Origin of the sequence: Rhodococcus (subgen. Prescottella) equi (assembly GCF_003013675.1) — a bacterium.
In the GTDB taxonomy this organism is placed as follows: Bacteria; Actinomycetota; Actinomycetes; order Mycobacteriales; family Mycobacteriaceae; genus Prescottella; species Prescottella equi.
On sequence record NZ_CP027793.1, the window covers coordinates 1,219,469 to 1,246,179 of the forward strand.

At 69.2% G+C, this 26,711-nt stretch carries 29 protein-coding genes; 14 read left to right on the forward strand and 15 right to left on the reverse strand.

The genetic code is table 11. The annotated features are described in order from the left end of the window. Positions 1 to 31 precede the first annotated feature (31 nt). The 4 genes from C7H75_RS05880 to C7H75_RS05895 all read left to right on the forward strand — a co-directional run bounded on the left by C7H75_RS05880 (position 32) and on the right by C7H75_RS05895 (position 3,574). Positions 32 to 1,363, forward strand: a complete 1,332-nt coding sequence (locus C7H75_RS05880; RefSeq protein ID WP_064058042.1) for a cryptochrome/photolyase family protein — start codon at positions 32 to 34, stop codon at positions 1,361 to 1,363. A gap of 94 nt (positions 1,364 to 1,457) precedes the next feature. Continuing rightward, positions 1,458 to 1,814, forward strand: a complete 357-nt coding sequence (locus C7H75_RS05885; RefSeq protein ID WP_005515051.1) for a hypothetical protein — start codon at positions 1,458 to 1,460, stop codon at positions 1,812 to 1,814. 38 nt (positions 1,815 to 1,852) lie between these two features. Then, positions 1,853 to 2,278 (forward strand): hypothetical protein, encoded by a 426-nt coding sequence (locus C7H75_RS05890; protein WP_106851087.1) that lies wholly within the window; start codon positions 1,853 to 1,855, stop codon positions 2,276 to 2,278. A gap of 96 nt (positions 2,279 to 2,374) precedes the next feature. Further along, on the forward strand, positions 2,375 to 3,574 hold the full coding sequence (locus C7H75_RS05895) for an NADH:flavin oxidoreductase (protein ID WP_005515049.1): 1,200 nt from the start codon (positions 2,375 to 2,377) through the stop codon (positions 3,572 to 3,574). Positions 3,575 to 3,586: 12 nt separating this feature from the next. Here C7H75_RS05895 and C7H75_RS05900 read toward each other — a convergent pair whose 3' ends face one another. From C7H75_RS05900 to C7H75_RS05920, 5 genes are all read right to left on the reverse strand, one after another. Further along, the gene (locus tag C7H75_RS05900; RefSeq protein ID WP_069856204.1) at positions 3,587 to 4,426 is read right to left on the reverse strand and encodes a hypothetical protein; all 840 of its coding nucleotides are present in this window, start codon (positions 4,424 to 4,426) and stop codon (positions 3,587 to 3,589) included. Between the two features lie 236 nt (positions 4,427 to 4,662). Further along, on the reverse strand, positions 4,663 to 6,576 hold the full coding sequence (locus C7H75_RS05905; RefSeq protein ID WP_064057952.1) for a propionyl-CoA synthetase: 1,914 nt from the start codon (positions 6,574 to 6,576) through the stop codon (positions 4,663 to 4,665). A gap of 166 nt (positions 6,577 to 6,742) precedes the next feature. Next, a complete protein-coding gene (locus C7H75_RS05910; protein ID WP_106851088.1) occupies positions 6,743 to 7,504 on the reverse strand; it encodes a DNA alkylation repair protein in 762 nt (253 codons plus the stop codon). Then, complete coding sequence (locus tag C7H75_RS05915; RefSeq protein WP_005515045.1) at positions 7,501 to 8,370, reverse strand: GAF and ANTAR domain-containing protein; 870 nt, start codon at positions 8,368 to 8,370, stop codon at positions 7,501 to 7,503. Before C7H75_RS05915 ends, C7H75_RS05910 begins: the two co-directional genes overlap by 4 nt. 39 nt (positions 8,371 to 8,409) lie before the next feature. Next, positions 8,410 to 8,970: an RNA polymerase sigma factor gene (locus C7H75_RS05920; protein ID WP_013415066.1), complete on the reverse strand. Its 561-nt coding sequence runs from the start codon at positions 8,968 to 8,970 to the stop codon at positions 8,410 to 8,412. A 338-nt stretch (positions 8,971 to 9,308) separates the two neighbouring features. Between C7H75_RS05920 and C7H75_RS05925 the strand changes: the two genes are divergently transcribed. Beyond that, entirely contained in the window at positions 9,309 to 9,668 is a 360-nt protein-coding gene (locus tag C7H75_RS05925) for a hypothetical protein (protein WP_013415067.1), read from the forward strand. Positions 9,669 to 9,692: 24 nt separating this feature from the next. Beyond that, positions 9,693 to 10,373, forward strand: coding sequence for a GOLPH3/VPS74 family protein (locus tag C7H75_RS05930; RefSeq protein WP_081183589.1), 681 nt, complete (start codon positions 9,693 to 9,695; stop codon positions 10,371 to 10,373). A gap of 70 nt (positions 10,374 to 10,443) precedes the next feature. Here the strand turns inward: C7H75_RS05930 and C7H75_RS05935 are convergent, their stop codons facing one another. Together C7H75_RS05935 and C7H75_RS05940 are read right to left on the reverse strand one after the other, a co-directional pair. Then, the gene (locus C7H75_RS05935) at positions 10,444 to 11,448 is read right to left on the reverse strand and encodes an NADP-dependent oxidoreductase (RefSeq protein WP_106851089.1); all 1,005 of its coding nucleotides are present in this window, start codon (positions 11,446 to 11,448) and stop codon (positions 10,444 to 10,446) included. Positions 11,449 to 11,477: 29 nt separating this feature from the next. Continuing rightward, positions 11,478 to 11,864 (reverse strand): DUF1304 domain-containing protein, encoded by a 387-nt coding sequence (locus tag C7H75_RS05940; RefSeq protein ID WP_081187372.1) that lies wholly within the window; start codon positions 11,862 to 11,864, stop codon positions 11,478 to 11,480. Between the two features lie 78 nt (positions 11,865 to 11,942). On the opposite strand from C7H75_RS05940, the gene C7H75_RS05945 reads away from it, so the two are divergent. Continuing rightward, positions 11,943 to 12,554 carry a TetR/AcrR family transcriptional regulator gene (locus C7H75_RS05945; protein ID WP_022594397.1) on the forward strand — a complete coding sequence of 204 codons (612 nt, stop codon included), beginning with the start codon at positions 11,943 to 11,945 and terminating at the stop codon, positions 12,552 to 12,554. Between the two features lie 31 nt (positions 12,555 to 12,585). On the opposite strand, the gene C7H75_RS05950 is transcribed toward C7H75_RS05945, so the two are convergent. The 5 genes from C7H75_RS05950 to C7H75_RS05970 form a co-directional block, all read right to left on the reverse strand. Continuing rightward, positions 12,586 to 14,091: a carboxyl transferase domain-containing protein gene (locus C7H75_RS05950; RefSeq protein ID WP_005515038.1), complete on the reverse strand. Its 1,506-nt coding sequence runs from the start codon at positions 14,089 to 14,091 to the stop codon at positions 12,586 to 12,588. Between the two features lie 75 nt (positions 14,092 to 14,166). Next, on the reverse strand, positions 14,167 to 15,369 hold the full coding sequence (locus tag C7H75_RS05955) for an ABC transporter permease (RefSeq protein ID WP_022594401.1): 1,203 nt from the start codon (positions 15,367 to 15,369) through the stop codon (positions 14,167 to 14,169). Continuing rightward, on the reverse strand, positions 15,366 to 16,265 hold the full coding sequence (locus C7H75_RS05960) for an ABC transporter ATP-binding protein (protein WP_022594402.1): 900 nt from the start codon (positions 16,263 to 16,265) through the stop codon (positions 15,366 to 15,368). The genes C7H75_RS05955 and C7H75_RS05960 overlap by 4 nt, the downstream gene beginning before the upstream one ends. Continuing rightward, entirely contained in the window at positions 16,262 to 16,813 is a 552-nt protein-coding gene (locus C7H75_RS05965) for a hypothetical protein (RefSeq protein WP_022594403.1), read from the reverse strand. Before C7H75_RS05965 ends, C7H75_RS05960 begins: the two co-directional genes overlap by 4 nt. Next, a complete protein-coding gene (locus C7H75_RS05970) occupies positions 16,806 to 17,096 on the reverse strand; it encodes a helix-turn-helix transcriptional regulator (protein WP_005515034.1) in 291 nt (96 codons plus the stop codon). The genes C7H75_RS05965 and C7H75_RS05970 overlap by 8 nt, the downstream gene beginning before the upstream one ends. Positions 17,097 to 17,197: 101 nt before the next feature. Here C7H75_RS05970 and C7H75_RS05975 point away from each other — a divergent pair, with 101 nt between their 5' ends. The 3 genes from C7H75_RS05975 (at position 17,198) to C7H75_RS05985 (ending at position 19,622) form a co-directional block, all read left to right on the forward strand. Beyond that, on the forward strand, positions 17,198 to 17,740 hold the full coding sequence (locus tag C7H75_RS05975; protein ID WP_005515032.1) for a hypothetical protein: 543 nt from the start codon (positions 17,198 to 17,200) through the stop codon (positions 17,738 to 17,740). A gap of 117 nt (positions 17,741 to 17,857) precedes the next feature. Further along, complete coding sequence (locus tag C7H75_RS05980) at positions 17,858 to 18,436, forward strand: copper chaperone PCu(A)C (protein WP_022594404.1); 579 nt, start codon at positions 17,858 to 17,860, stop codon at positions 18,434 to 18,436. Continuing rightward, complete coding sequence (locus C7H75_RS05985) at positions 18,429 to 19,622, forward strand: Dyp-type peroxidase (RefSeq protein ID WP_005515029.1); 1,194 nt, start codon at positions 18,429 to 18,431, stop codon at positions 19,620 to 19,622. The genes C7H75_RS05980 and C7H75_RS05985 overlap by 8 nt, the downstream gene beginning before the upstream one ends. 68 nt (positions 19,623 to 19,690) lie before the next feature. On the opposite strand, the gene C7H75_RS05990 is transcribed toward C7H75_RS05985, so the two are convergent. Beyond that, the gene (locus tag C7H75_RS05990) at positions 19,691 to 21,328 is read right to left on the reverse strand and encodes an ABC-F family ATP-binding cassette domain-containing protein (protein ID WP_069856197.1); all 1,638 of its coding nucleotides are present in this window, start codon (positions 21,326 to 21,328) and stop codon (positions 19,691 to 19,693) included. A 115-nt stretch (positions 21,329 to 21,443) separates the two neighbouring features. Between C7H75_RS05990 and C7H75_RS05995 the strand changes: the two genes are divergently transcribed. Genes C7H75_RS05995 through C7H75_RS06010 form a run of 4 tightly spaced genes read left to right on the forward strand, consistent with a single transcriptional unit; the run spans position 21,444 to position 24,800 of the window. Continuing rightward, positions 21,444 to 22,058, forward strand: coding sequence for a TetR/AcrR family transcriptional regulator (locus C7H75_RS05995; protein WP_106851090.1), 615 nt, complete (start codon positions 21,444 to 21,446; stop codon positions 22,056 to 22,058). After that, positions 22,055 to 23,071, forward strand: a complete 1,017-nt coding sequence (locus tag C7H75_RS06000; RefSeq protein ID WP_106851091.1) for a TIGR03617 family F420-dependent LLM class oxidoreductase — start codon at positions 22,055 to 22,057, stop codon at positions 23,069 to 23,071. The genes C7H75_RS05995 and C7H75_RS06000 overlap by 4 nt, the downstream gene beginning before the upstream one ends. After that, a complete protein-coding gene (locus C7H75_RS06005) occupies positions 23,068 to 23,880 on the forward strand; it encodes an enoyl-CoA hydratase/isomerase family protein (RefSeq protein ID WP_106851092.1) in 813 nt (270 codons plus the stop codon). The genes C7H75_RS06000 and C7H75_RS06005 overlap by 4 nt, the downstream gene beginning before the upstream one ends. Beyond that, positions 23,871 to 24,800, forward strand: coding sequence for an SDR family NAD(P)-dependent oxidoreductase (locus tag C7H75_RS06010; protein WP_106851093.1), 930 nt, complete (start codon positions 23,871 to 23,873; stop codon positions 24,798 to 24,800). Before C7H75_RS06005 ends, C7H75_RS06010 begins: the two co-directional genes overlap by 10 nt. A gap of 52 nt (positions 24,801 to 24,852) precedes the next feature. On the opposite strand, the gene C7H75_RS06015 is transcribed toward C7H75_RS06010, so the two are convergent. Continuing rightward, positions 24,853 to 25,650, reverse strand: a complete 798-nt coding sequence (locus tag C7H75_RS06015) for an SDR family NAD(P)-dependent oxidoreductase (protein ID WP_005515021.1) — start codon at positions 25,648 to 25,650, stop codon at positions 24,853 to 24,855. Positions 25,651 to 25,723: 73 nt separating this feature from the next. Beyond that, positions 25,724 to 26,521 (reverse strand): SDR family NAD(P)-dependent oxidoreductase, encoded by a 798-nt coding sequence (locus tag C7H75_RS06020; RefSeq protein ID WP_013415085.1) that lies wholly within the window; start codon positions 26,519 to 26,521, stop codon positions 25,724 to 25,726. Between the last annotated feature and the right edge of the window lie 190 nt (positions 26,522 to 26,711).

The following is a 26,711-nucleotide window of genomic DNA, read 5'->3' on the forward strand; positions in this document are numbered from 1 at the left end:
TGCCGGGCACACGACCGATCAGGAGGACGCCGTGACGCAATCGCTCGTCTGGTTCCGCCGCGACCTGCGGGTGGGCGACCTGCCGACGCTGAGCGCCGCCGGGGAGCGGGCACTGGGGCTGTTCGTGCTCGACGACCGGTTGCTCGGCCCGTCGGGCGGTCCGCGACGGGACTTCCTGTACCGCAGCTTGTCCGCGCTCGACGAGCAGTTGGACGGACGACTGCTGGTGGTGCGAGGTGATCCGGTCGAGGTGGTGCCTTTGGTCGCGAAAGCGATTGGCGCGCAGGAAGTGCACGTGAGTGCCGACTACGGTCCGTACGGGCGCGAGCGCGACGCGGCCGTCGCGGAGCACGTGGACCTGGTGACGACCGGTTCTCCGTACGCGGTCGCGCCCGGCCGGGTGACGAAGGACGACGGCAGCCCCTACAAGGTGTTCACGCCGTGGTTCAAGCGCTGGCTCGACCACGGCTGGCGCGCGCCGGCGAGTACGGGTGCGGACACACTCGACTGGATCGACCCGGACGACGTCGATGTCTCGAAGGCGCGCAACGCAATTCCGGCCCCCGAGGCTCCGGGCCCGGCGGCGGGGGAGGCGGCGGCGCTGGAACGCTGGAGCGCCTTCTGTGACGACGACCTGATCCGGTACGACGCCGAGCGTGACCGCCCGGACCTCGACACCACCAGTCGAATGTCGGTGTACCTCAAGTTCGGGAACATCCATCCGCGCACGATGCTCGCCGACCTGGCCCGCAAGCGCAGCCACGGCGCCGAACAGTATCGTCGGCAGGTGGCGTGGCGAGACTTCTACGCCGACATCCTGTTCCAGCGTCCCGACAGTGCGCGCCGCAACTACGACGCCAAGTTCGACGCCATGCGTCACGACACCGGCCGCGACGCCGACGCGATGTTCGCGGCGTGGTGCGAGGGGCGCACCGGCTTTCCGATCGTCGACGCCGGGATGCGGCAGCTGGTGTCCGAGGGGTGGATGCACAACCGCGTGCGGATGATCGTCGCGTCGTTCCTCGTGAAGGACCTGCACCTGCCGTGGTGGCGCGGTGCGCGGTTCTTCATGCAGCATCTGGTCGACGGCGATCTGGCGTCGAACCAGCACGGCTGGCAGTGGACCGCCGGGTCGGGTACCGACGCCTCGCCGTACTTCCGGGTGTTCAACCCGACCGGGCAGGGTGAGAAGTTCGACCCCACGGGAGATTACGTGCGGCGTTGGGTGCCGGAACTGCGCGGGGTGCGCGGCAAGGCGGTGCACATCCTGAAAGACGCTCGGCCGGAGGCGTACCCGGACCCGATTGTCGACCACGCCGAGGAGCGGCGCGAGGCGCTGGCCCGGTACGGCGCGCTGGGCTGACAGGCCGCGGACAACCCTCGCTTTCGCGGCGATCGGTTTCGGGGCGCGCCCGTCCGGGTAGGCGCCTCGTGATCGGACGATACGAGGGAGGCTCATGACGCGCGACGTGGAGAAGCGGTGGTCGGACCCGCAGACATTTCGCCGGGCGGCGCTGTACGACGGCGCGACGATCGTGCTCGCGTTGATCGCGATGGTCGTCACGATCGTGGTGGGGTCGGGGGCCGGTGACTGCGCCCCCGACGAGGGCCGACTGTGTACCGACACCGCGCGCATCGTGGTGGTCGTGGTGCCGTCGGCTCTGCTGTTGCTCGGTGGGATCGGAGCGTTCGTGCAGGCCTATCGTGTGTGGCGCCGCGCCGGGACATGGCCGATCTGGCAGGCGGCGGGATGGTTCCTGTTCGTCCTGATGCTCGTGTATCTGGGCATCGCGGTGCGAAGCGTGGCCGGCTGAGCGGGTTTCGGAACCTCGCTGTCGGGGAATCCGAAGGCATGACCAGAGTGGCGTTCGGGGGGATCGCGATTGCGATCGGGACCCTCGTGTTCGCCGGGGCCTGCGGTGACGTCCACGACCACCCGGTCGACACGGGTCCCCGGGGACCGGCTGCGACCACCGATGTGATGCCGTCGGACACGGACCACCACGATCACACCCGGCCCACACTCGGGACCTACGACCCCGCGCAGGGGGCCGCTTTCGTCGCGACCTTCCGGGCCCGGTACCCCGAGTTGGCCGTCGACCGCAATGATGCCGAAATCGCCGGGATCGCCACGCAGTCGTGCGACGATCTCGGCAGGCGCGTCGACCCGGACGCGGTGAGCTCGCGGATCGTCGATCGGGCCGAGCAAGAGGGCCGGATGCCGACGGGAGAGCAGTCCCGCGAGATCTACGGCCTCGTGGAGACGGTCTGCCGTTGAGCACCGGTCCGAAACGTCCCACCCAGTGGACACCCCCACTTTCGAGACCGCTGGCATCGGTATAGCCTCGGGCCGCTCCCGACGGAAGGATTCGCGGTGTCCCAGATCACTGCCCCCGACGTGTTCGCGCCGGCCAAGCTCGGCCCGATCACGCTGCGCAATCGGATCATCAAGTCCGCGACGTTCGAGGGGCGCACCCCGCAGGCGCTGGTCACGAACGAGCTCATCGAGTTCCACCGCCGGCCCGCGGCGGGTGGTGTAGGCATGACCACGGTCGCGTACTGCGCCGTGCAACCCGAGGGGCGCACCGAACGCGGTCAGCTGTGGATGCGACCCGAGGTGGTGCCGGGCCTTCGCGAGCTCACCGACGCGATCCATGCCGAGGGTGCGGCGGCGTCGGCGCAGATCGGGCACGCCGGTCCCGTCGCGAACGAGAAGTCGAACGGGCTGCCGGCGCTGGCGCCGTCGACGTCGTTCAGCCCGCTGAGCATGAAGAGGATCCACGCCGCGACCTCCGCCGACATCGCGCGGATCACGCAGGCGCACGCCGACGCCGCGAGATTCGCGATCGAGGGCGGCTTCGACGCCGTGGAGATCCACTTCGGCCACAACTACTTCGCCAGTTCGTTCCTCAGCCCCAAGCTGAACAAGCGCAAGGACAACTACGGCGGATCGCTCGAGAATCGAGCGCGGATCGTGCGTGAGACGGCCCGCGCCGTCCGCGAGGCCGTCGGCGACCGCATCGCTGTGCTCGCCAAACTCAACATGGACGACGGTGTGCCCGGCGGGTTCTGGGTGGACGAGGCGATCCAGGTGGCGCAGTGGCTCGAGGCTGACGGCAGCCTCGATGCACTCGAGTTGACCATGGGCAGTTCGCTGCTCAACCCGATGTACCTGTTCAAGGGCGACGCCCCGGTCCGCGACTTCGCCAACGCGATGCCGCAGCCGGTCAAGCTCGGCGTGCAGTTGGTGGGCAAGGCGTTCATCAAGACCTACCCCTACGAGCCGCTGTTCATGCTCGAGGAGGCCCGGCAGATCCGCGCTGCCGTGAAGATGCCGCTGGTGCTGCTCGGCGGCGTCACCGACAAGGCAGGCATGGACACGGCGATGGACGAGGGGTTCGAGTTCGTCGCGATGGCCCGCGCGCTGCTGCGCGAACCCGACCTGATCAACCGGATCCAGGCCGAGTCCCGCACCAAGTCGCTGTGCATCCACTGCAACAAGTGCATGCCGACGATCTTCTCGGGCGCCCGCTGCGTCCTGGTCGACCGGGGGCCGGTGCGCATCGGAGGCTGACGCGGACGCGTCCTAGATGCAGTCCCACGCGAATTCGATCGCCTCGCGGACGTCGTCGGCCCAGTCCGCCCAGACCTGCTCGGCGGTGAGGGCGCCGGCGACGCTGCAGAGGGAATCGGTTGCGGCGCGGACGATGTCGAGTACGAGGTGGAACTGGTAGCCGCCGACGGTTGCGAGATGTGCGTAGTCGGTGTGGTGTGGCGAACCGTGCAGCGAAGTCGTGTCGAGCGGTCCGCCGTCCCGGCTGGTCGCGGCGCCCAGCGTGGCGAGTTCGATCACCCGGGCGATCGCCCGCGGCGGCTCTCCCGGTGCGAGGGGGGCGGGCGCGGTCACCACGTTCGTCGCCGATTCGAACGGCGCGGGCAGGCCGAGGTCGACGCCGTCGGTCGCGGCCGCAGCGGTGAATCGCGCGCGGGCGTGTGCCGACGTGGCGGCCAGCTGCCGGGCGACGTCGTCGCCGGCGGCCGATGCGAGGGCTGCGAGGACCCGGAGGCGGTCCGCCGTCGATCCGAGGAGCGTCCAGGCGGTGCTCATGCGCCCCGATTCGATGAGCGTGGCCGCGTCCAGCAGGGTGGACAGAATCTCCTCGTACTGCGCGATGGCGGCGATCAGGCGCAGGCCGGGGCTGTCGGACCAGTGGGGGTCGCTCGCCGCGTCCCGGCGCTCGGCCGCTCGCGTGGCGTCCAGGTCGGGGGCCAGACAGGCCTGCACGGTGACGACGACCTCACGCATGAGGGCGGCCTGGTTCGAGAGTTCGAGTCCCTCCGGATCGTCCAGGAAATGGCTGCGCGTGCAGTTCGCGACGAGATCGCGCAGAAGAGCGTGGACGGATGGCGTGGCGACTACGGACAATTCTCCCCCTCGGGCGAGTGCGAATTGATGGTGTCGAATCCGATGATCGCTTGGATCCTGTTCGTAAACATACCGTGATCGAACCGTGATGGTCAACCTCTATGTGGTCCTGACCTGCTCTTTTGGATATTTAGGCCAAATTGTCGTTTGGTACTAATTGGTGCTGAATATCCGATTTATCCGAAAAGAAAGGCCCCGCCCCGCAGTGGGGAGGGGCCTTTCGGCAGGGCGCCACGCTATCCGCGCAGCAGTTTCTCGAGTGCGTCGATGACGGACGGGTCCTCGATGGTCGACGGCACGGTGTACTCGTCGTTGTCCGCGATCTGCCGCATCGTCTTGCGCAGGATCTTGCCCGATCGCGTCTTCGGAAGGGCCTGCACGACGGTGACGTCGCGGAACGTGGCGACCGCGCCGATCTGTTCCCGGACCATCGCGATAAGTTCCTTGCGCAGAACGTCGTCCTCGATCTCCGCGCCGGCCTTGAGGACCACGTAGCCGCTAGGGCGCTGGCCCTTGAGTTCGTCGTGGATGCCGATCACCGCGCACTCGGCGACCGCGGGATGCGACGCGACGACCGCCTCCATGCTGCCGGTCGAAAGGCGGTGTCCGGCAACGTTGATGACGTCGTCGCTGCGTCCGAGTACGAACACGTAGCCGTCCTCGTCGATGTAGCCGGAGTCGCCGGTGAGGTAGTAGCCGTCGAACGTCGACAGATACGACTTCGTGTAGCGATCCTCGTCGCGCCACAGCCCCGCCAGGGTGCCGGGCGGCAGCGGCAGCGCGATCACGATGTTGCCCTCCGTGCCCGCCCCGACCGGAGAACCCTCGCCGTCGACGATGCCGACGCGGTAACCGGGCACGGGGACGGTGGGGGAGCCGGCCTTGATCGGCATCGGTTCCAGCCCACGCAGATTCGCACAGATCGCCCAGCCCGTCTCGGTCTGCCACCAGTGGTCGATCACCGGGACGCCGAGCTTCTCGGTGGCCCACACGTAGGTGTCGGGATCGAGGCGCTCGCCGGCGGCGAACAGCGTCGTCATCGACGAGATGTCGTACTTGGCGAGTTCGGCGGCCTCCGGGTCTGCCTTGCGGATCGCGCGGATCGCGGTGGGTGCGGTGAACAACGCGGAGACGTTGTGCTCCTGGATCACTCGCCAGAACGCACCGGCGTCGGGGGTGCCCACCGGCTTGCCCTCGTACATCACGGTGGTCGCGCCCGCCAGCAACGGCGCGTACACGATGTAGGAGTGGCCGACGACCCAGCCGACGTCCGACGCGGTCCACATGACCTGGCCGGGGCCGAGGTCGTAGATGTCGCGCATCGACCAGGTCAACGCCACGGCGTGGCCACCGTTGTCGCGGACCACACCCTTCGGCTTCCCGGTGGTGCCCGACGTGTAGAGGATGTACAGGGGGTCGGTCGCGGCCACCGAGACGGGGGCGGCGTCCTTCGCGTCGGCGGCCAGCTCGTCCCAGTCGAACCACGCGGCGCCCCGGTCGCGGAAGTCGCCTGCGGACCCGGGCACGGCCTCGCGGTTCTTCACGATCACGGTGTGCGGCGGGTGCGCCGACATGTCCAGCGCCTGGTCGACCATCGGCAGGTACTCGATGGTGCGGCCCGGCTCGAGGCCCCCGGACGCGGTGACCAGGACGACGGGCTGTGCGTCGTCGATGCGGGTCGCGAGCTCCTTGGCGGCGAAGCCGCCGAACACCACCGAGTGCACGGCACCGATCCGGGCGCACGCGAGCATCGCGATCGCGGCCTCGGGGATCATCGGCATGTAGATCACGACGCGGTCGCCGGCCACGACGCCCTGCTCGGACAGCACGCCCGCGAATCGGGCCACCTCCGCGAGCAGCTCGGCGTACGTGTACGTCCGCTGCGCCGGGACCATCGCCGAGTCCCAGATCAGTGCCGCCTGATCACCGCGGCCGTCGCGCACGTGCCGGTCGAGCGCGTTGAAGCACGTGTTGAGCGTGGCGTCCGGGAACCAGCGGTACATCGGGGCGTTCGAGTCGTCCAGGGCGCGTGTCGGCGCCGTGTCCCACTCGACGGCCTCGGCGGCCGCGAGCCAGTAGCCGTCGGGGTCCTCCACGCTCCGACGGAAGGCCTCGGCGTAGGCGCCGGATGCGTGCTCGGCGGTGCTCATCGATTCGTGTCCTCTCGGGTCCTGACACTGCGTCGGGGACGCACGCGTGAGTGTGCAGCTGTGATGCACACAACACCCTATTGGACGGCCGGGAGATCGCCCGCGCAGCGGACCGTCCGCCGCGCGTCCGTGCGGTGGATGGTGCCCGACGGTCGATGAACGGCGGCTATTTGCTCCGGGCGTGGTTACCGCGGAGTAGCCGGTAGTGCGCGCGGGTGTCCGGGTCGAGGTGTTCGGTGGCGTAACCGAGCGCGGTGGCGCCCATCTGCGGGGCGTGCCGGTCGAGGAAACCGAGCAGCAGCGCCCGGTCCACCCGTTTGCCGACCTCGCGCAGCATCCAACCGGTCGCCTTCTGCGTGAGGTCGCGCCGGTCGCTCAGGACCTGCGCCGCCAGATCGAGCGTCGTGGACGCGTCGCCGCGCCGGATGAAGCCGAACGTCGTGACCAGCGCGACCCGGCGCCGCCACAGGTCGTCGTCGGCGCCGAGCTCGAACACGACGTCCCGGGGCCGGTCGTACAGCCAGTCGCCGAGGATGGGGTGGGCCGACTGGTCCACCAGGTCCCAGTTGTTCACCCGCCCCCGCAGGACGGTCGCGAGGTAGTGGTCGGCAATGCGCTCACGGGCGCCGTCGTCGCGACCCCGTGGCCGGCTGACCGCGGCGAACTGTTCGACGAGGATCAGCAAGCCGGCGAGCCGGTGTTCGTGGACGGGGCTGTCGAGCAGCGCGTCGACACCGTCGGCCGACAACGACGTGAACCGCTTGGCCACGGCACGGTTCGCGGGCACCCGGACACCGATGAAGACGTCGCCCTCGCCGTACTCGCCCGGACCCGTCTTGAAGAACCGGGCGAGCTGTCGGGCGTCGTCGGGGTCGGCGACGTCCGCCAGCGCGGCGATCACCGCGTCCGCGGCGCCTGTCCGCGTCACGAGGCGGTCTCGTCGACGGCGAAGTCCTCTGGCGCGCTGAGTTGTTCGACGAGATTCAGGGCGACGTCACGCAAGCGTGTGTTGGTCGTCTGCGACTGCTTGCGCAGCAATTGGAAGGCCTGGTGCGCGTCGATCCGGTGGAGGGCCATCAGCATGCCCTTCGCCTGCTCGATCGGTGCCCGGGTCTCCAGCGCGCGTTGCAGCGCGTCAGCGGCGTCGCGCGCGGACTTGAAGCGCGCGAACTCGCCGATCGCCCGGGACACGGTGCCGGTGAGCAGTTCGAGGACGTCGGCGTCCACCTCGTCGAAGGCCGACGGTCCACGGCCGTAGAGGTTGAGCGCGCCCAGCGTGTGGTCGTCGACGAACAGGGGAGCGGCCAGAAAGCTGCGAATCCCCTCCGCCCGAGCTGATTCCGTGAACGCCGGCCAACGATCGGTCGCCTCGTCGAGGTCCACCAGGACCGTCTCTCGGGTCCGCGACGCCTGCAGGCACGGCCCTTCGCCGGCGGCGTACTGCTCGTGATCCACCCGCAGGGTGCGCCCGTCGGTGTAGGCGGCGGTGTAGGTGCGTCCACCGAAGTCGACCGTCACACCGGTGCAATCGGCGTTGTCGATCACCTGGTGCGCAACCTCCGTCACCCGCTGCAGGACGTTCGCCAGATCGTCCTCGTCGGTGATGCTCTCGCCGAGCGACACGAGCAGGGATGCGAGTGCGGTGGGGGACAGGTCGGACTGTTCCGCGACAGCGACGACGTCGGCGGCACTCGGCCGCGTGCCCGCCTTCGTTCCGTCCGTCTTCGTGCTGTTCGTTCTGTTCCTCGTGTCGTCCGGTGTTCGCCCGTCCGTCAGTGGGTCAATGTGCACCATGGTGTAGGCCTCCTTCTGTGCGCCGCCCGTGCCACGGAATCATCGCCACTCCTCCAGCAGAACGGCCAGCGTCGCCGCCGCGCGCCGATGTTGACCGCGGGCCGCGTCCGGGCTCAAGCCCAGCACCTTGCCGATCTCAGGAAACGTCATCGATTCCACTTCTCTCATCACCCATGATGCTCGCTGTCGCAGCGGGAGTTGCCGCAATGCGCCGTCGAGGGCGTTGAGGAACGCGTTGCTCGACACCACCGTCGCCGGTTCGTGCCTGCGCTGATCGGGGATCGTGTGGAGGATTTCGTCGTCGACGACGTGGGGTCGACGCCGGCGGTGCAGGTCGAGGACCTTGCGGGTGCAGATCGCGAACAGCCAGGTCCGGATCGACGCGTCGCCGCGGAACGAGGACAGCTGATTCCAGGCGGCGATGAAGGTCTCCTGGACGATGTCCTCGGCGGCGTCGTCGTCCGGCGCGAGCGGCCGGCAGTATCTGCGCAGCTCGAGGCCGTAGCGCTCGACGAATCCGGCGAAGGTTCCGTCGGGGTGGCCGTCCTGGCCCAAGACATGGTCGGGCGCCGTCGGCCCGTCCATGGCCTGTTCGGTCACTGAATACACTCCTCCCGTCGAAGCCGTCGCGGGAGTGAGGCACGCCGACTTTACCCCGATCGGACGCACCGACCGTCAAACCGCAGGCAGCGCCACCCGCCGCCGGAAATGTGTGGCAGATCACAGTCGGCCGGTGTTCGGTTCGGTCGTTTCGGAACGTCTAACGGAGTGGGAGAGCAGGTACACCGCGTAGGTTGTCCGTGAGAAGGTGAGAGCGTTGGGAAAAGTCCGATAAGCGCGCGAATCGATCAGTTGCGCAGCATCGTTCGAGGGGTCGGTGTCGCGCGTGCGGATGACCTGGGCTTCGCTCTGCCGAGGCGGCGACGGGCGGTCCCGCCATGCCGCTGACTCGTGAGCACACCGAACGGTACGCGGATGCCCTCGTGGCGATGGCCACGGCGACGCAGCGTCCTGCCAACATCGTCAACCTGGGCGGCACGTACGCCATCCGCGTCGAGTTCGAGCTGGGCCGGTACCTGCTCGCCACCAACGCCGGCGGGGATCTCGCCACGACGGCCGACGGCGGTCCCGGAACGTGGACGGTGAGGTTCTTCGGCAGTGCCGACGTGCTGCTCGCCTCCGCGGACCGGGAGTGGCTCGTCGACGCGTTCGACGCCGTGGTCGGCGAACTCCGGGCGTCGAAGTGGTGGCGAGAGGACGGCACCACCTACGGCGAGTTCGCGCCGTCGACCTGCTGACGTCCGTTCCGTACGGTGAAGGCCATGACGTCGCTCATTGCCGAGGATCTGCTGCTGCTCCTACTCGACGACGAGTCGGGCGACCCGCTCGTCGACGGCACCCGGCTGCCTCGGGTGCTGGCCGGAGCGGTGCTGCTCGAGCTGGCGCTCGACGGGTACGTGACGCCCGCGGACCAGGGTGAGGACGTCAAGCGAGGCCGGCTCGCGGTTCGGCGGGCGGAGGCACCCGCCGACCCGATCCTCGCGCGCGCTCTCGGCGTAGTCGCGGACGCCCGGCGTCCGATGAAACCGGAAGCGGCGATCGAGAAGCTCGACTCCGAGGTTCGGGCCGCGGTGTTCGAGCGGGTGATCGACCGCGGGTGGGTTCGCGAGAGCCGACGCAAGGTACTCGGCATCTTCCCGTCCAAGGTCTGGCCGCCCGTCGACGAGAGCCACGAGCGAGGGGTGCGTCACGAACTGTCCGGGGTGGTGGTCGAGGGCCTCGATCCGACGCCTCGTGCCGCGGCACTGATCTCCCTGCTGTCCGCGGTGGACGCTGCAGCGAAGGTGTTTCCGGACACCGACCGCAAGATGATCCGCAAGCGCGCCAAGGAGATCGCCGACGGCGAATGGGCGGGCGCGGCGGTCCGCAAGGCAGTCGACGCGATCAACAGCGCCGTCTTCGTGGCGGTCATGGTGCCGGCGATGGCTGCCGGATCGTCCTGAGGGTCCCCGGCCGAATGTCACATGCGTTCACTCGAACCGAACGCATGTGACATTCGGTCGAAGGGGGAGTTCAGATCCGCACCAGCATCTTCCCGATGTTGCCGCCGCGCATCAGCTGGAGGAAGGCGTCGACCGCGTTGTCGATGCCGTCGACGATCGTCTCGTCGAACACGACGTCGCCCGACGCCAACCAGGGCCCCATCTTGGCGGCGAACTCGGGGAAGAAGTGGGTGTAGTTGCCGAGTGTGAATCCCTGCAGCGTCAGCCCGCGGGTGATGATGTTCGCCATGTTGTCGGGACCCGGCGTGCGCTCGGTCGCGTTGTAGTCGGCGATGGCGCCGCACAACGCTGCCCGGCCACCGTCCCTCATCACGTCAAGCGCGGCCTCGAGATGGTCTCCGCCGACGTTGTCGAAGTAGACGTCGATGCCGTCTCCGGCGATCTCCCGCAACTGCTTCCGTACCGGTTCCCGCTTGTAGTCGAACGCCACGCTGTAGCCGTAGCGCTCGGTGAGCAACTCCACCTTCTCGGCCGACCCCGCCGAGCCGATGATCCGGGCGGCCCCCTCCAACCGGGCGATCTGTCCGGCGGCGGTGCCGACGGCGCCCGCGGCACCGGAGATGAACACGGACTCGCCCGGCTTCAGGTGCGCGATGTGCATCAGTCCGACGTAGGCGGTGAGCCCCGTGAGGCCGAGGATGCCGAGGTACGCGGACACCGGTACGCCCGGAATCTCCTCCACCACACGGAAGCCCGAAGCGTCACCCTGCGCCACGTCGCGCCAGCCGAGATCGTGCACGACGACGGCACCGACGGGGTGGGAGGGGGAGGTGGACTCGACGATTCGGCCCACCGCGCCGCCGGTCATGGTCTCGTTCAGCGCGAACGGAGGCACGTAGGACTTCACGTCGTTCATCCGGCCGCGCATGTACGGGTCGACGGAGAGGAACTCGTTGGCCACCCGCACCTGGTTGGATGCGAGGTCCGGCAGCTCCACGGTCGTAGTCCGGAAGTTGTCGAGCGTGGGCCACCCGACCGGGCGGGCGATGAGCTGGATCTGCGTGCTGGTCGACATGGGATCGGTCCCTTCGTGGGTGTGCGGGGTCAGAGAATCAGTCCGAGTGCGAGGAGGACGACGGCGACGAGGGGGAGCGTCCCCTGAGCGATCGCGGCACGGGCCTTGTCCGGCGACGAGAGCAGCAGGACCAGTGCTGCGAGCAGCATCGATCCGGTGCCGGCGAACACGAGCGCCGAACCCACTGCGGTCGCGCCGATCAGGACTGCGACGATGCCGGCGGCCGTGACGATCGCCAGGAAAAGGTTGTAGAAGCCCTGGTTGAACGCGAGTTCCCGGGTTGCGGCGGCCTCCTCGGCGCTGGTGCCGAACGTCGCGCGGGTGCGCGGGGCGGTCCAGCGCAGCGACTCGAGGAAGAAGATGTAGACATGCAGCGCGCCGGCGAGTGCGGCGAAGATCAGACCCGCGACGACCATGGTCACTCTCCTTATTTTGAACTGATCGTTTCAATATATACTGCAATGGTCGTTCCACAACGGGAAGTGAGGGTCGTCATGCCGCGGGTGCAGGAGTTCGACACCGACACCGTCGTCGCTCGGGCGCGGGACCTCTTCTGGGACAAGGGGTTCGAGGCCACCTCGGTTCCGGACCTCGAACGCGTGACAGGGTTGAACCGGTCGAGCCTGTACAACGCGTTCGGTAGCAAACGGGGTCTCTTCGATGCCGCCGTGCAGGACTACCTGGACCGCGTGGTCCGCCCGCGACTGCGGATCCTGACCCACGAGCCCACCGTGCCCGACGCGGCCTCCCGGTACTACCGCGGTGTCGTGGAGGCCATCGAGTCCCTGCCGGACGACTACCCCGGGCGCGGGTGCCTGCTTCTCAACAGCGCGGCCGGATTCGCTGCGCACGACGACGCCCAGCGGGCGGTGGTCGACGCCTACCGATCGGAGCTGGCGGCGGCGCTGGCGCACGCGCTGCGCGCCCTCGACCCCGAGGCCTCCGCCGACCGGATCGTCCATCGCACCCGTCTCCTGACGTCGCTGTCGATCAGTGCGCTGCTGCTGTCCCGGGTCAATCGGGACGAGGCCGCGGCGCTCGCGCGAACCGCGCTGGAGCAGTTGGCGGAGTGGTCCGCCGCCCGGAATCAGCGAACCACCGCGTAGTCACGCCCCGGTAACGGGGGCGACCCGTCGTTCAGTCCGCGGGCAGTCCCAGCGTGCGGTAGCGCCCGAGTCGAGCGGACATCCGATCGTCGCCGGGGACCCCGCGCAGGGAGACGAGTTCGCGGGCGATCGCGGCGCCGACGCGCCGGGAGAACTCGACCGGCTCGATCGCCGCGTCGGGCCTTTCGGGAATGACGGCGTCGACGACACCGTCGCGTAGCAGGTCGAGCGACCGGATGCCCTGCGCCGCCGCCATTGCGGGTGCGTGGGTGACGTCGCGGTGCACGATGGCACTCGCCCCCTCCGGTGGAAGCGGTGCGAGCCAGCCGTTCTGCGCGGCGAGGACGCGGTCGGCGGGCAGTAGCGCGAGAGCGCCGCCGCCGGTGCCCTGACCGAGCAGCACCGACACGGTGGGCGTGCGCAGGGTGACGAGATCGGAGATGCAGCGCGCGATCTCGGGGGCCAGGCCCCGCTCCTCGGCCTCCTTGGACAGAGCCGCGCCGAGGGTGTCGATCACGAGCACCAGCGGTAGCCGCAGTTCGGCCGCCATCCGCATACCGCGGCGGGCCTCCCGCAGCGCTGCCGGCCCCATCGTGTTGAGCGCCGACTGGCCCGCGCGATCCTGACCGAACAGCACGCACGGCTGACCGTGGAACCGGGCCAGCGACAGCAGCACGGTCGAGTCCACCTCGCCCTGGCCGGTGCCGCTGAGGGGCACCCGGGTGGACGACGCGTGCCGGACGAGCTCGCGCACACCCGGACGGTCGTCGCGCCGCGACGTGATGACCGACTGCCACGCCGGGACGTCCGGGATGTCCTGGGAGTCAGCCGGTTCGGGAATCGTGTGGTCGTCACCCGGCGAGTCGACGAGCACGTGCAGGGCGCGGTCGACGAGGTCACGCAGTTGGGTCGTCGACGCCACTCCGTCGATCACACCGTTGCGGTACAGGTTCTCCGACGTCTGCACGCCCTCCGGGAACTTCTCGCCGTAGAGGGCCTCGTACACGCGCGGGCCGAGGAAGCCGACGAGCGCGCCGGGTTCGGCGATGGTGACGTGACCGAGCGACCCCCACGATGCGAACACCCCACCGGTGGTGGGATTGCGCAGGTACACCAGGTACGGCAGGTGAGCGGACTTGTGGGCGGCGATCGCGGCCGCGATCTTCACCATCTGCACGAAGGCGACCGTGCCCTCCTGCATGCGGGTGCCGCCGGAGGTGGGCGACGCGAGCAGCGGGAGACCCTCGGTGGTGGCGCGCTCGATCGCGGTGACGATCCGTTCCGCTGCGGCCACGCCGATGGAGCCGGCGAGGAACGAGAACTCGCACGCGATCACGGCCACGCGGCGCCCGCCGAGCAGTGCGGTCCCGGTGAGCACGGACTCGTCGGCGCCCGACTTCTCGGCTGCCGCATCGAGTTCGGCCCGGTACTTCGGGTCGGGATCGATCTCGAGCGGTGCGGTGTCCCACGATTCGAAGCTGTCGGCGTCGAATACCTGGCCGATCAGTTCGCGAGCCGAAACCTTGTTCGCGGGCACGGGCCTTCCTCCACTTCTCTACGGAACGGCCGCCGTCGTCCGGAGACGACGGCGGCCGGCACAGCTCCAGCCTAGTTACCGCGCGAGTGCCTCGCGCCACGAGACCGTCTTGCCCATCCGCAGGATCGAGCGCTGGTAGATGCGGGCGGCGATCGCGGACATCGCGACGGTGACGATCAGCATGAGCACGACCGTGGCGGCGATCTGGGTGGCGCTCGCGACACCGGCCGCGATGCGCAGCGGCATGAGGATCGCCGAGAACGGCGGAATCCAACTGAGCACGTTGGACAGTGTGCCTTCCGGGTTCTGCACGGCGCTGAACGCGGCGAAGAACATCGCCATGATCAGGATGGTCAACGGCATCGCGGTGGAGTTGACGTCCTCCTGACGCGAGACCATCGAACCTGTTGCGGCATAGAGCACCGCGAAGAACGCGAAGCCGAGAACGAACCAGCCCAGCGTGCCGAGCAGCGTGCCCCAGGCGGTGCCGCCGAGGGTGAGGACCCCGGTCGCGACGCCCGCGCCGACACCCACGACGCCGTACACCGTCAACTGTGCGAGACCGACGGCGCCGATGCCGATCACCTTGCCCCACAGCAACTGCAGCGGACGCAGGGTCGACAGCAGCAGTTCGACGACGCGGGACGACTTCTCCTCGACCACGCCCATCGCGACGTACATGCCGAACGCGAGGATCTGCATGTACAACAGGACCACCACCGCCGTGGACAGCGCGATGCGCTGTCCACGTTCGGGATCCGGAGGATCGATGGCGTCGACGGTGACGACTGCCGACGCGGTGTTCTCGGCCAGTTGCGCGGCGTCGACGCCCTGGGCGGCCAGCGCGGCGCTCTGGGCCTGGGCGGCCACCGCACCGTCGAGCACGACGCGCAGCGAGGAGTCGATCTCGGACTTCGTGATCGCGGTGACCGCGCCCCCGCTGCCCGGCACGACGGCGACGTCGAGGTCACCGTCCTCGACCTGCGTGCGGGCGGTCTGCTCGTCGCCGATCTCGGTCACCTCGACGGGGTTGCCGGCCGCGTCGCCGGTCGCGACCAGTGCCGCACTGAGCGACTGGTCGCCGACGAGCCCCACCTTCGAGCGGGACTCGTCGTCCTTGCCGGAGAAGATCGATGCGGCGACGATGCCGCCGATGATCGCGATCAGGACGATCACGTTGCTGACCAGGAAGCTCTTCTTCTGCACCTGGGTCAGGAATTCGCGCCGGGCCACCAGTGCGATGGCGCGGCTCGGGTTCAGTCCGCTGCGTTCGCTCACGCGGACACCACCTCTCGGAACAGTTCGGTCAGGGACGGCTTGCGGACCGCGAACTCGTGGACGGGTCCGGTCTTCAGAGCGGCATGCAGGACGGCCTGGTCGTCGGCCCCCGCACCGAGTGCCAACACCGTGCGGCCGTCGGCGTGGCTGACGATCGTCACCCCGAACAGGTGGTCGGCCCACCCGGACGGTGCGGCGGGTGCGTGGACGTCGAGGAGCACGTCGCCGCTGCCACGGAGTTCGTCGACGGTGCCGATCGAGTTCATCCGCCCCTTCGCGATGATCCCGACCCGGTCGCACAGCCGCTGCACCAGGTCGAGCTGATGGCTCGAGAAGATCACGGGCACACCCGAGTTCGCCTTCTCCACCAGAACGTCGCTCATGACGTCGACGGCCACCGGATCCAGGCCCGAGAACGGCTCGTCGAGGATCAGGACGGCAGGGTCGTGGACCAGCGCGGCGGCGAGCTGCACGCGCTGCTGGTTACCCAGACTGAGCGCATCGACGGCGTCGTTCACGCGCGCGGCGATGCCGAGACGCTCGGTCCACCGGCTCGCGGCGTCGGCCGCCTCGGCCCGCGAAAGACCATGCAGCTCGGCCAGGTACGTGAGCTGACGACCCACCTTCATCTTCGGATAGAGGCCGCGCTCCTCGGGCATGTAGCCGATCGAGCGGCGGACCTCGAGGTCCACGGGCTTGCCACCGAGACGCACCTCGCCGCGGTCGGCGGCGAGCACACCGAGAGCGATCCGCATCGCGGTGGTCTTGCCGGCCCCGTTGCTGCCGACGAAGCCGAAGATTTCGCCGGGACGGACGTCGAAACTCAGGCTCTCGAGCGCGACGACGTCGCCGTAGCGTTTGGCTATTCCGTCGAAGGTGAGGGTCTGGCCGGTCATGTGGTCTCCTCGTGGTCGTCGGGTTCGGGGTCGGGGCGCGTCCACGCCAGGATCATCGCCGGCGAACACGCGCCGGCTATCAGCGTGGTGAGGACGAAGAGTCCGGCGGAGTAGGTGAGATTGGATCGGTCGATGTCGAGGTCCAGTGAGCCGGCGACGATCAGGAACATCGCCGGGACGAAGGTCAGGACCTGGGTGACCGTGAGGCCGATCGAGCGGGCGCTGTCGCGCTGCTGGACCTCCCATTCGTCGAGCGCATGGCGAGGCGCATCGCCCTGGCGTCCCGAGACGATCTGCAGCGTCGTCCAGACCGCCATGAAGGCGAGGCAGGCGGGCAGCCACAACAGCGGGCCGACGCGCATGTTCGTCAGGCAGACCGCGCCGACGGCGAGCATGCATCCCAGAATCACCGCCAGGGTGACGACGAGGATGCGCCGTCTCGCCCGGGTTCGCCAACCCGGTAGCCAGTGCTTGAACTGGTCCTCGTTCTTCAGGAACCGCCGGGTGCGGAAATCCTGGTACCGCTCGAGCAAGCCGGGGTCAGCCATGGTCGTCGCCTCCTCGTGATCGGTCGGCTCGGTACAACTCGGCGCTGATCGGCCCGAACTCGGTTCGGGAGAAGACCGCCTCCACGGGGAGATCGAAGACCGTGCAGATCCGCAGCGCGAGATCGAGGCTGGGGTAGTGGTCACCCCGCTCGAGTGCGCCGACCGTCTGCGGGTTGACCTCGATCAGCTCGGCGAGCTGCGCGCGGGTCATCTTGCGTTCGGCGCGCAGCACGGCGATGCGATTGAAGATGGGGAGACTCGCCCCACGTCGCACCGGACTCATGCAACACATCGTTGGGAAAACCTAACGATGTGTCAAATCGAGACAACGGTCCGCAGGCTCCGATCTCCGGTGGGTACGACTGCCTGTAGTAACCTCTGGGCATGCGGATCGGCCCAGGTGAGGAGCTCGCACGCCAGGTGCGTGGCCTCGCTGTCGCTGCATCCGTCGTCACGCTCGCGATCGGCGCGCACGGACTGGCCGGAGGCGGCGCACCGCAGGGGTCGACGTTCCTTCTGCTCGGCGGTGTCGCCGCGGTCCTGGCTGCCGCGGTGATCGCGGTTCCCGCGCTCGCCACCCGACGTCGGTGGCTCGTTCCCGTCCTCGCGACCGGCCAGGTGCTCTCGCACTCCGCGCTCTCCCTCGGTGATGCGCACGGCGCGATGCACTCGGGTTCGCATTCGACGACGCCGATGCTGCTCGCCCACTCGGTCGCAGTCGTCGCGTGCGCCGTACTCATCGCGGGCGCCGAACTCGTCGGTCCCCGCGCCGCCGCCGCGCTGCGCCGGATCCTGCCCAGCATCGTCGCGGTCCTCCCGGTCCGTCTGGAACCGGCGTTGCCGCACGTCGTCGACGACATCCGCCCAGCGCGCTCGCTCGTGGCGGTAGGGCCCATCGCGCGCCGCGGCCCACCCGTCCGGGCCTGACCTCTCTCACTCACCGCGTCCCCGGCCTTCTCTCCGGCGACGCGCGTCCCCTCACACCCTGCGGGTTGCGCGCCCGTCATTGGTTGCTGCGCGCCCGCATTCGAAAGGCACACGTACATGAAGGCATTCACCCGCGCCCGCACCCTTGCGATCGGCGTGACCGCGGCAACGGCACTCGTCCTCACCGGCTGCAGCAACTCCGAGGAATCCGGTTCGACGACCGACACCTCGGCGATCTCGTTCGAGGATTCCTGGGTCAAGGCGGCCGACTCCGGCATGACTGCGATGTTCGGAACGATCGTCAACGACTCGGATTCCGACGTCACCCTGACGTCCGTCACCACCGGCGTCTCGCCCCGGGTCGAACTGCACGAGATGGCTCCCGACGGCACCGGTGCGATGAAGATGCGCGAGAAGGACGGCGGGGTGGTTGTCCAGGCGAACAGCTCGTACGAGTTGGCGCCGGGCGGTGACCACATCATGCTGTTCGATCTGCCCGCGCCGGTCCGGGCCGGCAGCGACGTCCCGTTCACGTTTACGTTCGCCGACGGCGCGACGGCACAGTTCACCGCGCAGGTCCGCGACTTCACCGGCGCCCGAGAGGACTACGGCGACGGTGCATCGCACGGCGAGACGTCGGGCGGGATGGACGGCGCGATGCAGGACCACGGCCAGGGCGAGGCGCACGGTGGCTGACCTCAGCCGTCGTCAACTGTTCGGGGTCGGTGCCGCCGCTGCCGTCGGCGGCGTCGGCCTCGGTCTGGGCGCCGGCACCGTCGCCGCGCGTCCCGCGAAGGCCGACGTCGTCGCGGAGACCGTCCCGTTCCACGGGGAACACCAGGCCGGGATCGAGACCACGCCACAGGCTCATGCCACGTTCGTGGGCCTTGACCTGCGTCCCGGCACCGACCGGGCCGCGCTCGTGCGGCTGATGCGGGTGTGGACCGACGACGCCGCGCGCCTCACCGAGGGGCGCGGCGCCCTCGCCGACACCGAACCGGACCTCGCGACAGCACCGGCGCGGCTCACCGTCACGGTCGGTTTCGGACCGGGCGCGTTCCGTGCCGCGGCGGTCGAGGACAAGCGGCCGTCCTGGTGCAAGCCGTTGCCACCGTTCGAGATCGACAAGCTCGAGGACCGCTGGAACGGCGGTGACCTCCTGTTGCACGTCGGCTCGGACGACCCTGTCACCGTGGCGCACGCATTGCGGGTGCTGCTCAAGGCCGCGCGGGGCACCGCGACGGTGCGCTGGGTCCAGCGCGGTTTCCGTCGGGCCCGGGGCAGCGAACCCGAGGGCACCACGATGCGGAACCTCATGGGGCAGGTCGACGGCACCGTCAACCCGGCGTCCGGCAGCGACGACTTCGCGCAAGTGGTGTGGAACGACGGCGCCGAGCAGCCGTGGTTCGCGGGTGGGACGTCGGTGGTGATCCGGCGGATCCACCTCGACCTGGACGGGTGGGACGAACTCGACCGGCCCGGACGGGACGAGGTGATGGGCCGGCGGATGTCCGACGGCGCGCCGTTGACCGGTGAATCCGAGCACGACGCACCGGATTTCGACGCCACCGGCCGCGGCGGTTTGAAGATCATCCCCGAGTTCTCGCACATCGCGCGAGCCCGCCCGATGGCGCCGCGGGAGCGTTTCCACCGTCGGGCGTACAACTACGACGAGGCCCCAGACGGCATCGGAGTGTCCGACTCGGGGCTGATCTTCGTCGCCTACCAGGCCGACGTCGACGCCCAGTACCTGCCGGTCCAGCAGCGGCTGGCGGAGGCCGACATGTTCAACCAGTGGTCGACGCCGATCGGCTCGGCGGTGTTCGCGATCCTCCCGGGGTGCCGGAAGGGCGAGTACCTGGGGCAGGGTCTGCTCGCCTAGGCGACTTCGTCGCCCGTGCGCCTTTTTGGTGGTTCCAGCTACCGAAAAGGCGCACGGGCGCGAAGCGCCTACTCCTCCGTCAGCCCGCCACCGTCCATGTGCCAGCGCCGGGTGTGCCGCATGGTGCCCAGCATCCGACGGTCGTGGGTGACCAACAGCAGCGTGCCGGTGAACGATTCCATCGCCTGCTCGAGCTGCTCGATCGCGGGCAGGTCGAGGTGGTTGGTGGGCTCGTCGAGGACCAGCAGATTGACCCCACGGGCCTGCAGCAGCGCCAGCGCCGCGCGGGTGCGTTCGCCCGGCGACAGCGACGCCGCGGACCGCAGCACATGGTGACCCTTGAGTCCGAACTTCGCCAACAGCGTGCGGACGTCCGCCTCGGGCCAGTCGGGGACCTGTGTGCCGAATGCGTCGGCCAGCGGCTCGTCGCCTTCGAAAAGTCCACGCGCCTGGTCGATCTCGCCCACCGCGACACCCGATCCGAGGGTTGCGGTGCCCTCGTCGGGTGGCAGCTTCCCGAGCAGGACCTTCAACAGCGTCGACTTGCCGGACCCGTTCGGGCCGGTCACGAGAATTCGGTCACCCCAGTCGATCTGTGCGGTGACGGGACCGAACGTGAACGCGTCGCGGCGGACCACGGCACCGCTGAGCGTGGCCACGACCGCACCGCTGCGCGGCGCCGCGGCGATCTCCATCCGCAACTCCCACTCCTTGCGGGGCTCCTCGACCACCTCGAGCCGCTCGATCCGGCGCTGCGTCTGCCGCGCCTTCGCGGCCTGCTTCTCGGTGGACTCGGCGCGTGCCTTGCGGCCCATCTTGTCCGCGTCGCCGCCCTTGGCCTTGCGGCGCGCATTGCGGACGCCGTGCTCGAGCCAGTTGCGCTGCATCTGTGCGCGGTCCTCGAGTGCCGACAGGTTCCCTGCGTACTCGTCGTAGGCCTCGCGCGCGTGCCGCCTGGCCACCTCGCGTTCGGCGAGGTACGACTCGTACCCGCCGTCGTACACCGCGATCTGCTGCTGCGCGAGATCGAGTTCGACGATGCCGGTGACGGTGCGCGCCAGGAACTCCCGATCGTGACTGACCACCACCAGCGCCGTCCGGGTCTCGGCGACGAACTGTTCGAGCTGCTCGAGTCCGGGCAGATCGAGATCGTTGGTCGGCTCGTCGAGCAGCAGGACGTCGTAGCGCGAGAGCAGCAACGACGCCAGGCCCGCCCGTGCGGCCTGTCCACCGGAGAGGTCCGTCATGTGGGCGTCGCCCGTGACGTCGAGACCCAGATCGGCGAGGACCTTCTCGGCACGCTCGGCGAGATCCGCGCCGCCGAGGGCGAGCCACTTGTCGAGGGCGGGGGAGTAGAGGTCCTCCCCGCCGTCCGCGAGCGACTCGGCCGCGGCGTTCATCGCGGTTTCGGCGGCGGTGACGCCGGTTCGTCGGCCGAGGAACTCGAGTACCGTCTCGCCCTCGATCCGGTCGGGTTCCTGCGCGAGGTAGCCGACGGTCGCATCGGGCGGGCTGAGCGTGACGGTGCCCTCGATGTCCGCGTTCCCGACCCCTGCGAGCGTCGTGAGCAGCGTCGACTTCCCGGCGCCGTTCGCGCCGACCAGGCCGATCACGTCGCCGGGCGCGACGGTCAGGTCGAGATCGGAGAAGAGCGTGCGCTCGCCCCGGGATGCGGAGAGGCCGGAGATACGCAGTGTTGCAGTCACGGGTCGATTGTCCCAGGTGGGCATCCGCCCGTGCGATGAGGTTGCGGGCGCCAGAGCTCACGGGATATTGCGAATCGGGCCCGCGGAAAAACGTAACGTATTAACGTGAAACGTAATGGAGACCTCGCCCCGCATCGGTCGACCCCGTGACCCCGGAAAGGATCACGCGGTCCTCGTCGCCGCGCGGCGACTGCTCCGCGAGGTCGGTTATCAGCAGACCACGATCTCGGCGATCGCACGCCGGTCCAACGTGAGCGCCCCGGCGATCTACCGCCGCTGGCCCACGCGGGAGGCGCTCCTCGAGGACGCGGTTCACGGACCGGGCGCGCACAGGCTGCCCGAGGCCACGGACGATCTCCGTGCGGACCTGGCTACATGGGTGCGAGTCTTTCTGTCCCGGTCGGCGAGTCCCGCTGCCCGCGCGGGCGTGCCCGGGCTGCTGGCCGACATTCGCACAGATGCGGATCGTGCGAGGTTGCTCTCGCTGCAGGATCCCGTGCGGGCTGCCTTCACCGCTCGACTCGAGCTCGCAGCGGACCGAGGGGAGATCCCGGGACCGGTGGACGCGGCCACCTTGTTCGAGATCCTCACCGGCACCACGTCGATTCGAGGGCTCACTCAGGGAGGAGCGGGCGCCGACGCGTTCGTGGCCGCCCTCGCCGGCGCGCTCCACGTGCTGGCCGCGCACGGTGACGAACTGGCTGTAGAGGTGAAGGAGAGCGAGTCGTGAAGATCGACGTCCAACTCGACGGACGCCCGGAGAAGGCGGCAGCCCGCGCGCGGGAGCTCGCCGAACTCGGCGTCGACGGTCTGTTCACGTTCGAGGGTCCGCACGACGTGTTCCTCCCGCTGGTATCCGCCGCAGGGGCGGTCGACGTCGATCTCATGACGAACGTCGCGATCGCGTTGCCGCGCAGTCCGATGCACCTCGCGCACACCGCGTACGACCTGCAGACGCTCAGCCGCGGCCGCTTCCGCCTCGGGCTGGGCTCGCAGATCCGGCCGCACATCGAGAAGCGGTACGGTGCCGAGTGGTCGCGCCCGGCCGCCCGGATGCGGGAGATCGTCCTCGCGGTGAAGGCGATCTTCGATGCGTGGGAGGGAAATTCGCGCCTGCGGTTCGAGGGGGAGTTCACCACCCACACGCTGATGCCGCCCACGTTCGACCCCGGACCCAACCCGTACGGTCCGCCCCCGATCTGTCTCGGCGCGCTCGGACCGGTGATGACGCGCACCGCCGCCGAGGTTGCAGACGGGTTGCTCGTCATGCCGTTCAACAGCGTTCGGCACTACCGCGAGCGCACGCTGCCGGCGATCGAGGAGGGGCTCGACCGCGCCGGACGCCACGCCGCGGATCTCGCGATCTACCCGCAGGTGATCGTGGGAACGGGACGCACCCCGGACGAACTGGCCGCGGCGTCGCGCGGCGTGCGGAGCCTGCTCGCCTTCTACGGATCCACGCCCGCCTACCGCCCCGTCCTCGACGTCGAGGGCTGGGGGGACCTGCAACCCGAGCTCAACGCCCTATCCAAGGTCGGCGAGTACGCCGCGATGGCGGAGCTGATCGACGACAAGATGCTCACGACCCTCGCGGTGCACGGCACGCCCGAGGAATGCGCCGCCGAGATCGTCGAGCGGTTCGGTGCCTACAGCGACCGCGTGTGCTGCTACTTCCCGGGCTACCCGATTCGGGACGGGCACATCGCCGATCTCGTCGCGGCGGTGCGGGAGCTGACGCCGTGAACGACGTGCTGATCGAGATCGACGGCGGCGTCGCGGTTCTCACGCTCAATCGGCCGGAGGCGCGCAACGCGTTCACCGGTGACATGGGTCGCCGCCTCGGTGACCTGTACGGCGAACTCGACGCCGACGATGCGGTCCGCGCGGTCGTCCTCACCGGCACCCCGCCGGCATTCTGCGCGGGTGCCGATCTCACTCCGCAGGGCGAGACGTTCGCCTCCCCGACCGACAGCGGCTTCTCCGCGTCCCCGGTGAACCCGGCCGCGTTCGAGATCCGCAAACCGGTGATCGCGGCCGTCAACGGGCACGCGATCGGGATCGGCCTGACTCTCGCGATGCAGGCCGACATCCGCATCGTCGCCGACGACGCGAAGTATGCGATCCCGCAGGTGCGGCGCGGTGTCGTGCCCGACATGATGTCGCACTGGACGGTCGCGCGCGTCGCCGGCTTGGCGGTGGCCGCGGACGTCCTGCTCACCGGGCGCACCTTCGACGGCCTCGAGGCGGTCCGGCTGGGGCTCGCGAGCCGGTCGCTGCCCGCCGACCAGGTTCTGCCCGCCGCGCTCGCCACGGCGCGGGACATCGCCACCAATGTCGCACCGATGTCTGCGGCGCTGAGCAAGCGACTGCTGTGGGACAGCGCACGAAAGGGTTTCGCGCCCCGCGAGGTGGCCGGATACGAGACCGAACTGCACCACCGGGTCATGGGCACCGCGGACGCGGCGGAGGGCGTGCGCGCCTTCCTCGACCGCCGCGACCCCGACTGGACGGCGCGGGTATCCGCCGATTGGAAGGAATTGCCTTGGAAGTGAACGTTTTCGGACCCGACACCACCACCGATGACGTGCTCGTCGGCGTCGACCTGACCGGCCGCACCGCTCTGGTCACCGGGGTGACGAGCGGTCTCGGCGGGGAAACCGCAAGAGCGCTGGCTGCCGCCGGCGCGACGGTGATCCTCGCGGCCCGCAACGGTGACGCCGCCGCGATCGTGGCCGACGGCATCGGTGAGGCCGTGCCCGGCGCCGAACTGCTAGTCACGGCAATCGATCTGGCCGACCTGTCGAGCGTTCGCGGCGCCGCCGAGAGCCTGGGCGGGCAGCCGATCGACCTGCTGATCAACAACGCCGGTGTGATGTACACGCCGTTCGAGCGCACCGCCGACGGGTTCGAGCTGCAATTCGGCACGAACCACCTGGGTCATTTCCTGCTCACCACGCTGCTGCGGCCGAACCTGATCGCTGCGGCAGGCGGGGCCGGGACCCCGTCCAGGGTGGTCACCGTGTCGTCGGACGCGCACCGCGCGCATGCCGTCGATCTCGCCGATCCGAACTTCCGGGACCGGGAGTACGACAAGTTCGTCGCGTATGCGCAGTCCAAGGCGGCCAACGTCCTCATGACGATCGAGCTGCAGAAGCGGTACGCGGACAGTGGGATCCAGGCATTCGCAGTGCATCCCGGCGTGTGCGCGACCGGCCTGTCGCGGTACATGTCCCGCGACGACTTCGCCGAGATGAAGGCGATGAGCGCCGGGAATCCGGGCCTGCTGGAGAATCTCAAGTCCATCCCCGCCGCGGCAGCGACATCGGTGTGGGCGGCGACCGCCACGGAACTGGACTCCGCGGGCGGTGCGTACCTCGCCGACTGCGCGGTCGGCAGGGCGTCCCGGCATGCCGTGGATCCGTCGACCGCAGAGGAGCTGTGGGAACTGTCGGAGCAACTCGTCGGCCGCTGAACGCGAATCCGGGGCCGGTCGCAGGTGCGCGGCCGACCCCGGAAGGGTTGAGCTACACAGTTTCCGGCGGGAGCATCTGCAGTGCCTCGTCGTGCGCGTCGAGCAGGATCCGGACGCGATCGCCGCCGCTGCGACGCTCGGCCTTCTCCTCGTTGCCCTTGGTGACGAACACCGGGCCGTTCCCGATGTTCGCTATCGCTTGCGCCGCCACGTCCGCCGGTTCGGAGACATGGAGGCCGTCGATGTCCATGTTCAGCCCGGCCCGGTCCATCGCCGGGGTGCGGGTGACACCGAGGACCATTTCGAGAACGTCGACGTCGTATTCGCGCATCTCGAGCCACAGGCCCTCGGCGAAGGTGCGGCAGAACGACTTCACGCCGGCGTAGATGCTGATCCGGACCGACCCCGACATGCCCTGCATCGACCCCATCAGCATCAGGCCACCGCGGCGACGTTCCTTCATCGGCGCGCCGAAGTGCTGGATCAACTTCAGCTGGGTGGTGATGTTGAGGTCGATGACCTTCTGGAACCGATCCAGGTCGCCCGTGACGAACTCGTGGCCGTAGGTGTTGGCGCCAGCGTTGTAGACGAGCAGGCCCACCTCGAGGTCGTCGGTGACGGTGCGGATCTTGTCGAGCACGTCCGCCTCGGTCAGATCGACGGACAGTGTGCGCACCTCGACGCCGTTCGCGCGGACCCGCTCCGCCGTCGCCTCGAGCGGCCCCGGTTTGCGGGCCAGCAGAACCAGATTCAGGCCCGCCTCGGCGAGTTGGACGGCGAGTTCCGCGCCCACACCCTCGGAGCCGCCGGCGATGACGGCCCACGGCCCGTACTTGGCAATGTCGATCATGATTCGATCCCCTCGTCGTTCGAATCTGCGCAGGCGCAGGCGCAGGCGCAGGTGTTTCTCGTGCCGCGGTCTGCTACTTGCTGGCCGGCGGCAGCATCGCCTTCGACGCGGCCTGCGCGGCCAGCAGCAGTTCGGCACGGTTGCCGCCGCTGCGCTTCTCGACGGCCGACTCGTTGCCCTTGGCGACCACCACGGGTCCGTTGCCGAGGTTGGCGAGTGCCTGCGCCGCGACGTCCGCGGGTTCGGAGACGTTCAGGCCGGGGATGTCCATGTTCAGTCCGGCGCGGGCCATCGCCGGGGTGCGGGTAACACCGAGGACCATTTCGAGGACGTCGACGTCGTATTCGCGCATCTCGAGCCACAGGCCCTCGGCGAAGGTACGGCAGAACGACTTCACGCCCGCGTAGATGCTGATCTGGGAGGCGCCGAGGAAACCGGCCATCGAGCCGACCAGCAGCAGGCCGCCTCGGCGACGATCCTTCATCGGTGCGCCGAAGTGCTGGATCAGCTTGAGCTGACCGGTGATGTTGAGGTCGATCACCTGCTGGAAGCGGTCGAGGTCGCCGGTGACGAACTCGTGGCCGTACGTGTTGGCGCCCGCGTTGTAGACGAGCAGGCCCACCTCGAGACCGTCGGTGACGCTGCGGATCTTGTCGAGCATGTCGGCAGCGGTGAGATCGACCGACAGCGTCCGGACCTCGACGCCCTTCGCGCGGGCCTTCTCGGCAGCCACCTCGAGCGGCTCCGGCTTGCGGGCCAGGAGCACGAGGTTCAGGCCGGCCTCGGCGAGTTGGACGGCGAACTCCTCGCCGACGCCCTCGGAGCCGCCGGCGATGACGGCCCACGGCCCGTACTTGGCTGCGTCGATCATGTATCGGTCCCTTCGTTTCCGCGCTCCCGACGGTCGGGAACGGCCTGGCTGATCGGTCGACCGCTCAGTCCAGATGTCCCCGATTATGGTGTGACGTGGATCGCAGTACGCCCCGGATTCCACTGGCCGGGACCCCCATTTCCGGCGGGCCTGGAGTGCGAAACTCCCAGCGAATGGGATTGCGGCTTTA

Excerpts from the sequence above, each read along its gene's own strand:
- C7H75_RS05885 (WP_005515051.1), top strand. The coding sequence starts at position 1,458 with ATGACGCGCGACGTGGAGAAGCGGTGGTCGGACCCGCAGACATTTCGC.
- C7H75_RS05890 (WP_106851087.1), top strand. The coding sequence starts at position 1,853 with ATGACCAGAGTGGCGTTCGGGGGGATCGCGATTGCGATCGGGACCCTC.
- C7H75_RS05905 (WP_064057952.1), bottom strand. The coding sequence starts at position 6,576 with ATGAGCACCGCCGAGCACGCATCCGGCGCCTACGCCGAGGCCTTCCGT.
- C7H75_RS05915 (WP_005515045.1), bottom strand. The coding sequence starts at position 8,370 with ATGGTGCACATTGACCCACTGACGGACGGGCGAACACCGGACGACACG.
- C7H75_RS05925 (WP_013415067.1), top strand. The coding sequence starts at position 9,309 with ATGCCGCTGACTCGTGAGCACACCGAACGGTACGCGGATGCCCTCGTG.
- C7H75_RS05930 (WP_081183589.1), top strand. The coding sequence starts at position 9,693 with ATGACGTCGCTCATTGCCGAGGATCTGCTGCTGCTCCTACTCGACGAC.
- C7H75_RS05935 (WP_106851089.1), bottom strand. The coding sequence starts at position 11,448 with ATGTCGACCAGCACGCAGATCCAGCTCATCGCCCGCCCGGTCGGGTGG.
- C7H75_RS05940 (WP_081187372.1), bottom strand. The coding sequence starts at position 11,864 with ATGGTCGTCGCGGGTCTGATCTTCGCCGCACTCGCCGGCGCGCTGCAT.
- C7H75_RS05945 (WP_022594397.1), top strand. The coding sequence starts at position 11,943 with ATGCCGCGGGTGCAGGAGTTCGACACCGACACCGTCGTCGCTCGGGCG.
- C7H75_RS05960 (WP_022594402.1), bottom strand. The coding sequence starts at position 16,265 with ATGACCGGCCAGACCCTCACCTTCGACGGAATAGCCAAACGCTACGGC.
- C7H75_RS05965 (WP_022594403.1), bottom strand. The coding sequence starts at position 16,813 with ATGGCTGACCCCGGCTTGCTCGAGCGGTACCAGGATTTCCGCACCCGG.
- C7H75_RS05970 (WP_005515034.1), bottom strand. The coding sequence starts at position 17,096 with ATGAGTCCGGTGCGACGTGGGGCGAGTCTCCCCATCTTCAATCGCATC.
- C7H75_RS05975 (WP_005515032.1), top strand. The coding sequence starts at position 17,198 with ATGCGGATCGGCCCAGGTGAGGAGCTCGCACGCCAGGTGCGTGGCCTC.
- C7H75_RS05980 (WP_022594404.1), top strand. The coding sequence starts at position 17,858 with ATGAAGGCATTCACCCGCGCCCGCACCCTTGCGATCGGCGTGACCGCG.
- C7H75_RS05995 (WP_106851090.1), top strand. The coding sequence starts at position 21,444 with ATGGAGACCTCGCCCCGCATCGGTCGACCCCGTGACCCCGGAAAGGAT.
- C7H75_RS06015 (WP_005515021.1), bottom strand. The coding sequence starts at position 25,650 with ATGATCGACATTGCCAAGTACGGGCCGTGGGCCGTCATCGCCGGCGGC.
- C7H75_RS06020 (WP_013415085.1), bottom strand. The coding sequence starts at position 26,521 with ATGATCGACGCAGCCAAGTACGGGCCGTGGGCCGTCATCGCCGGCGGC.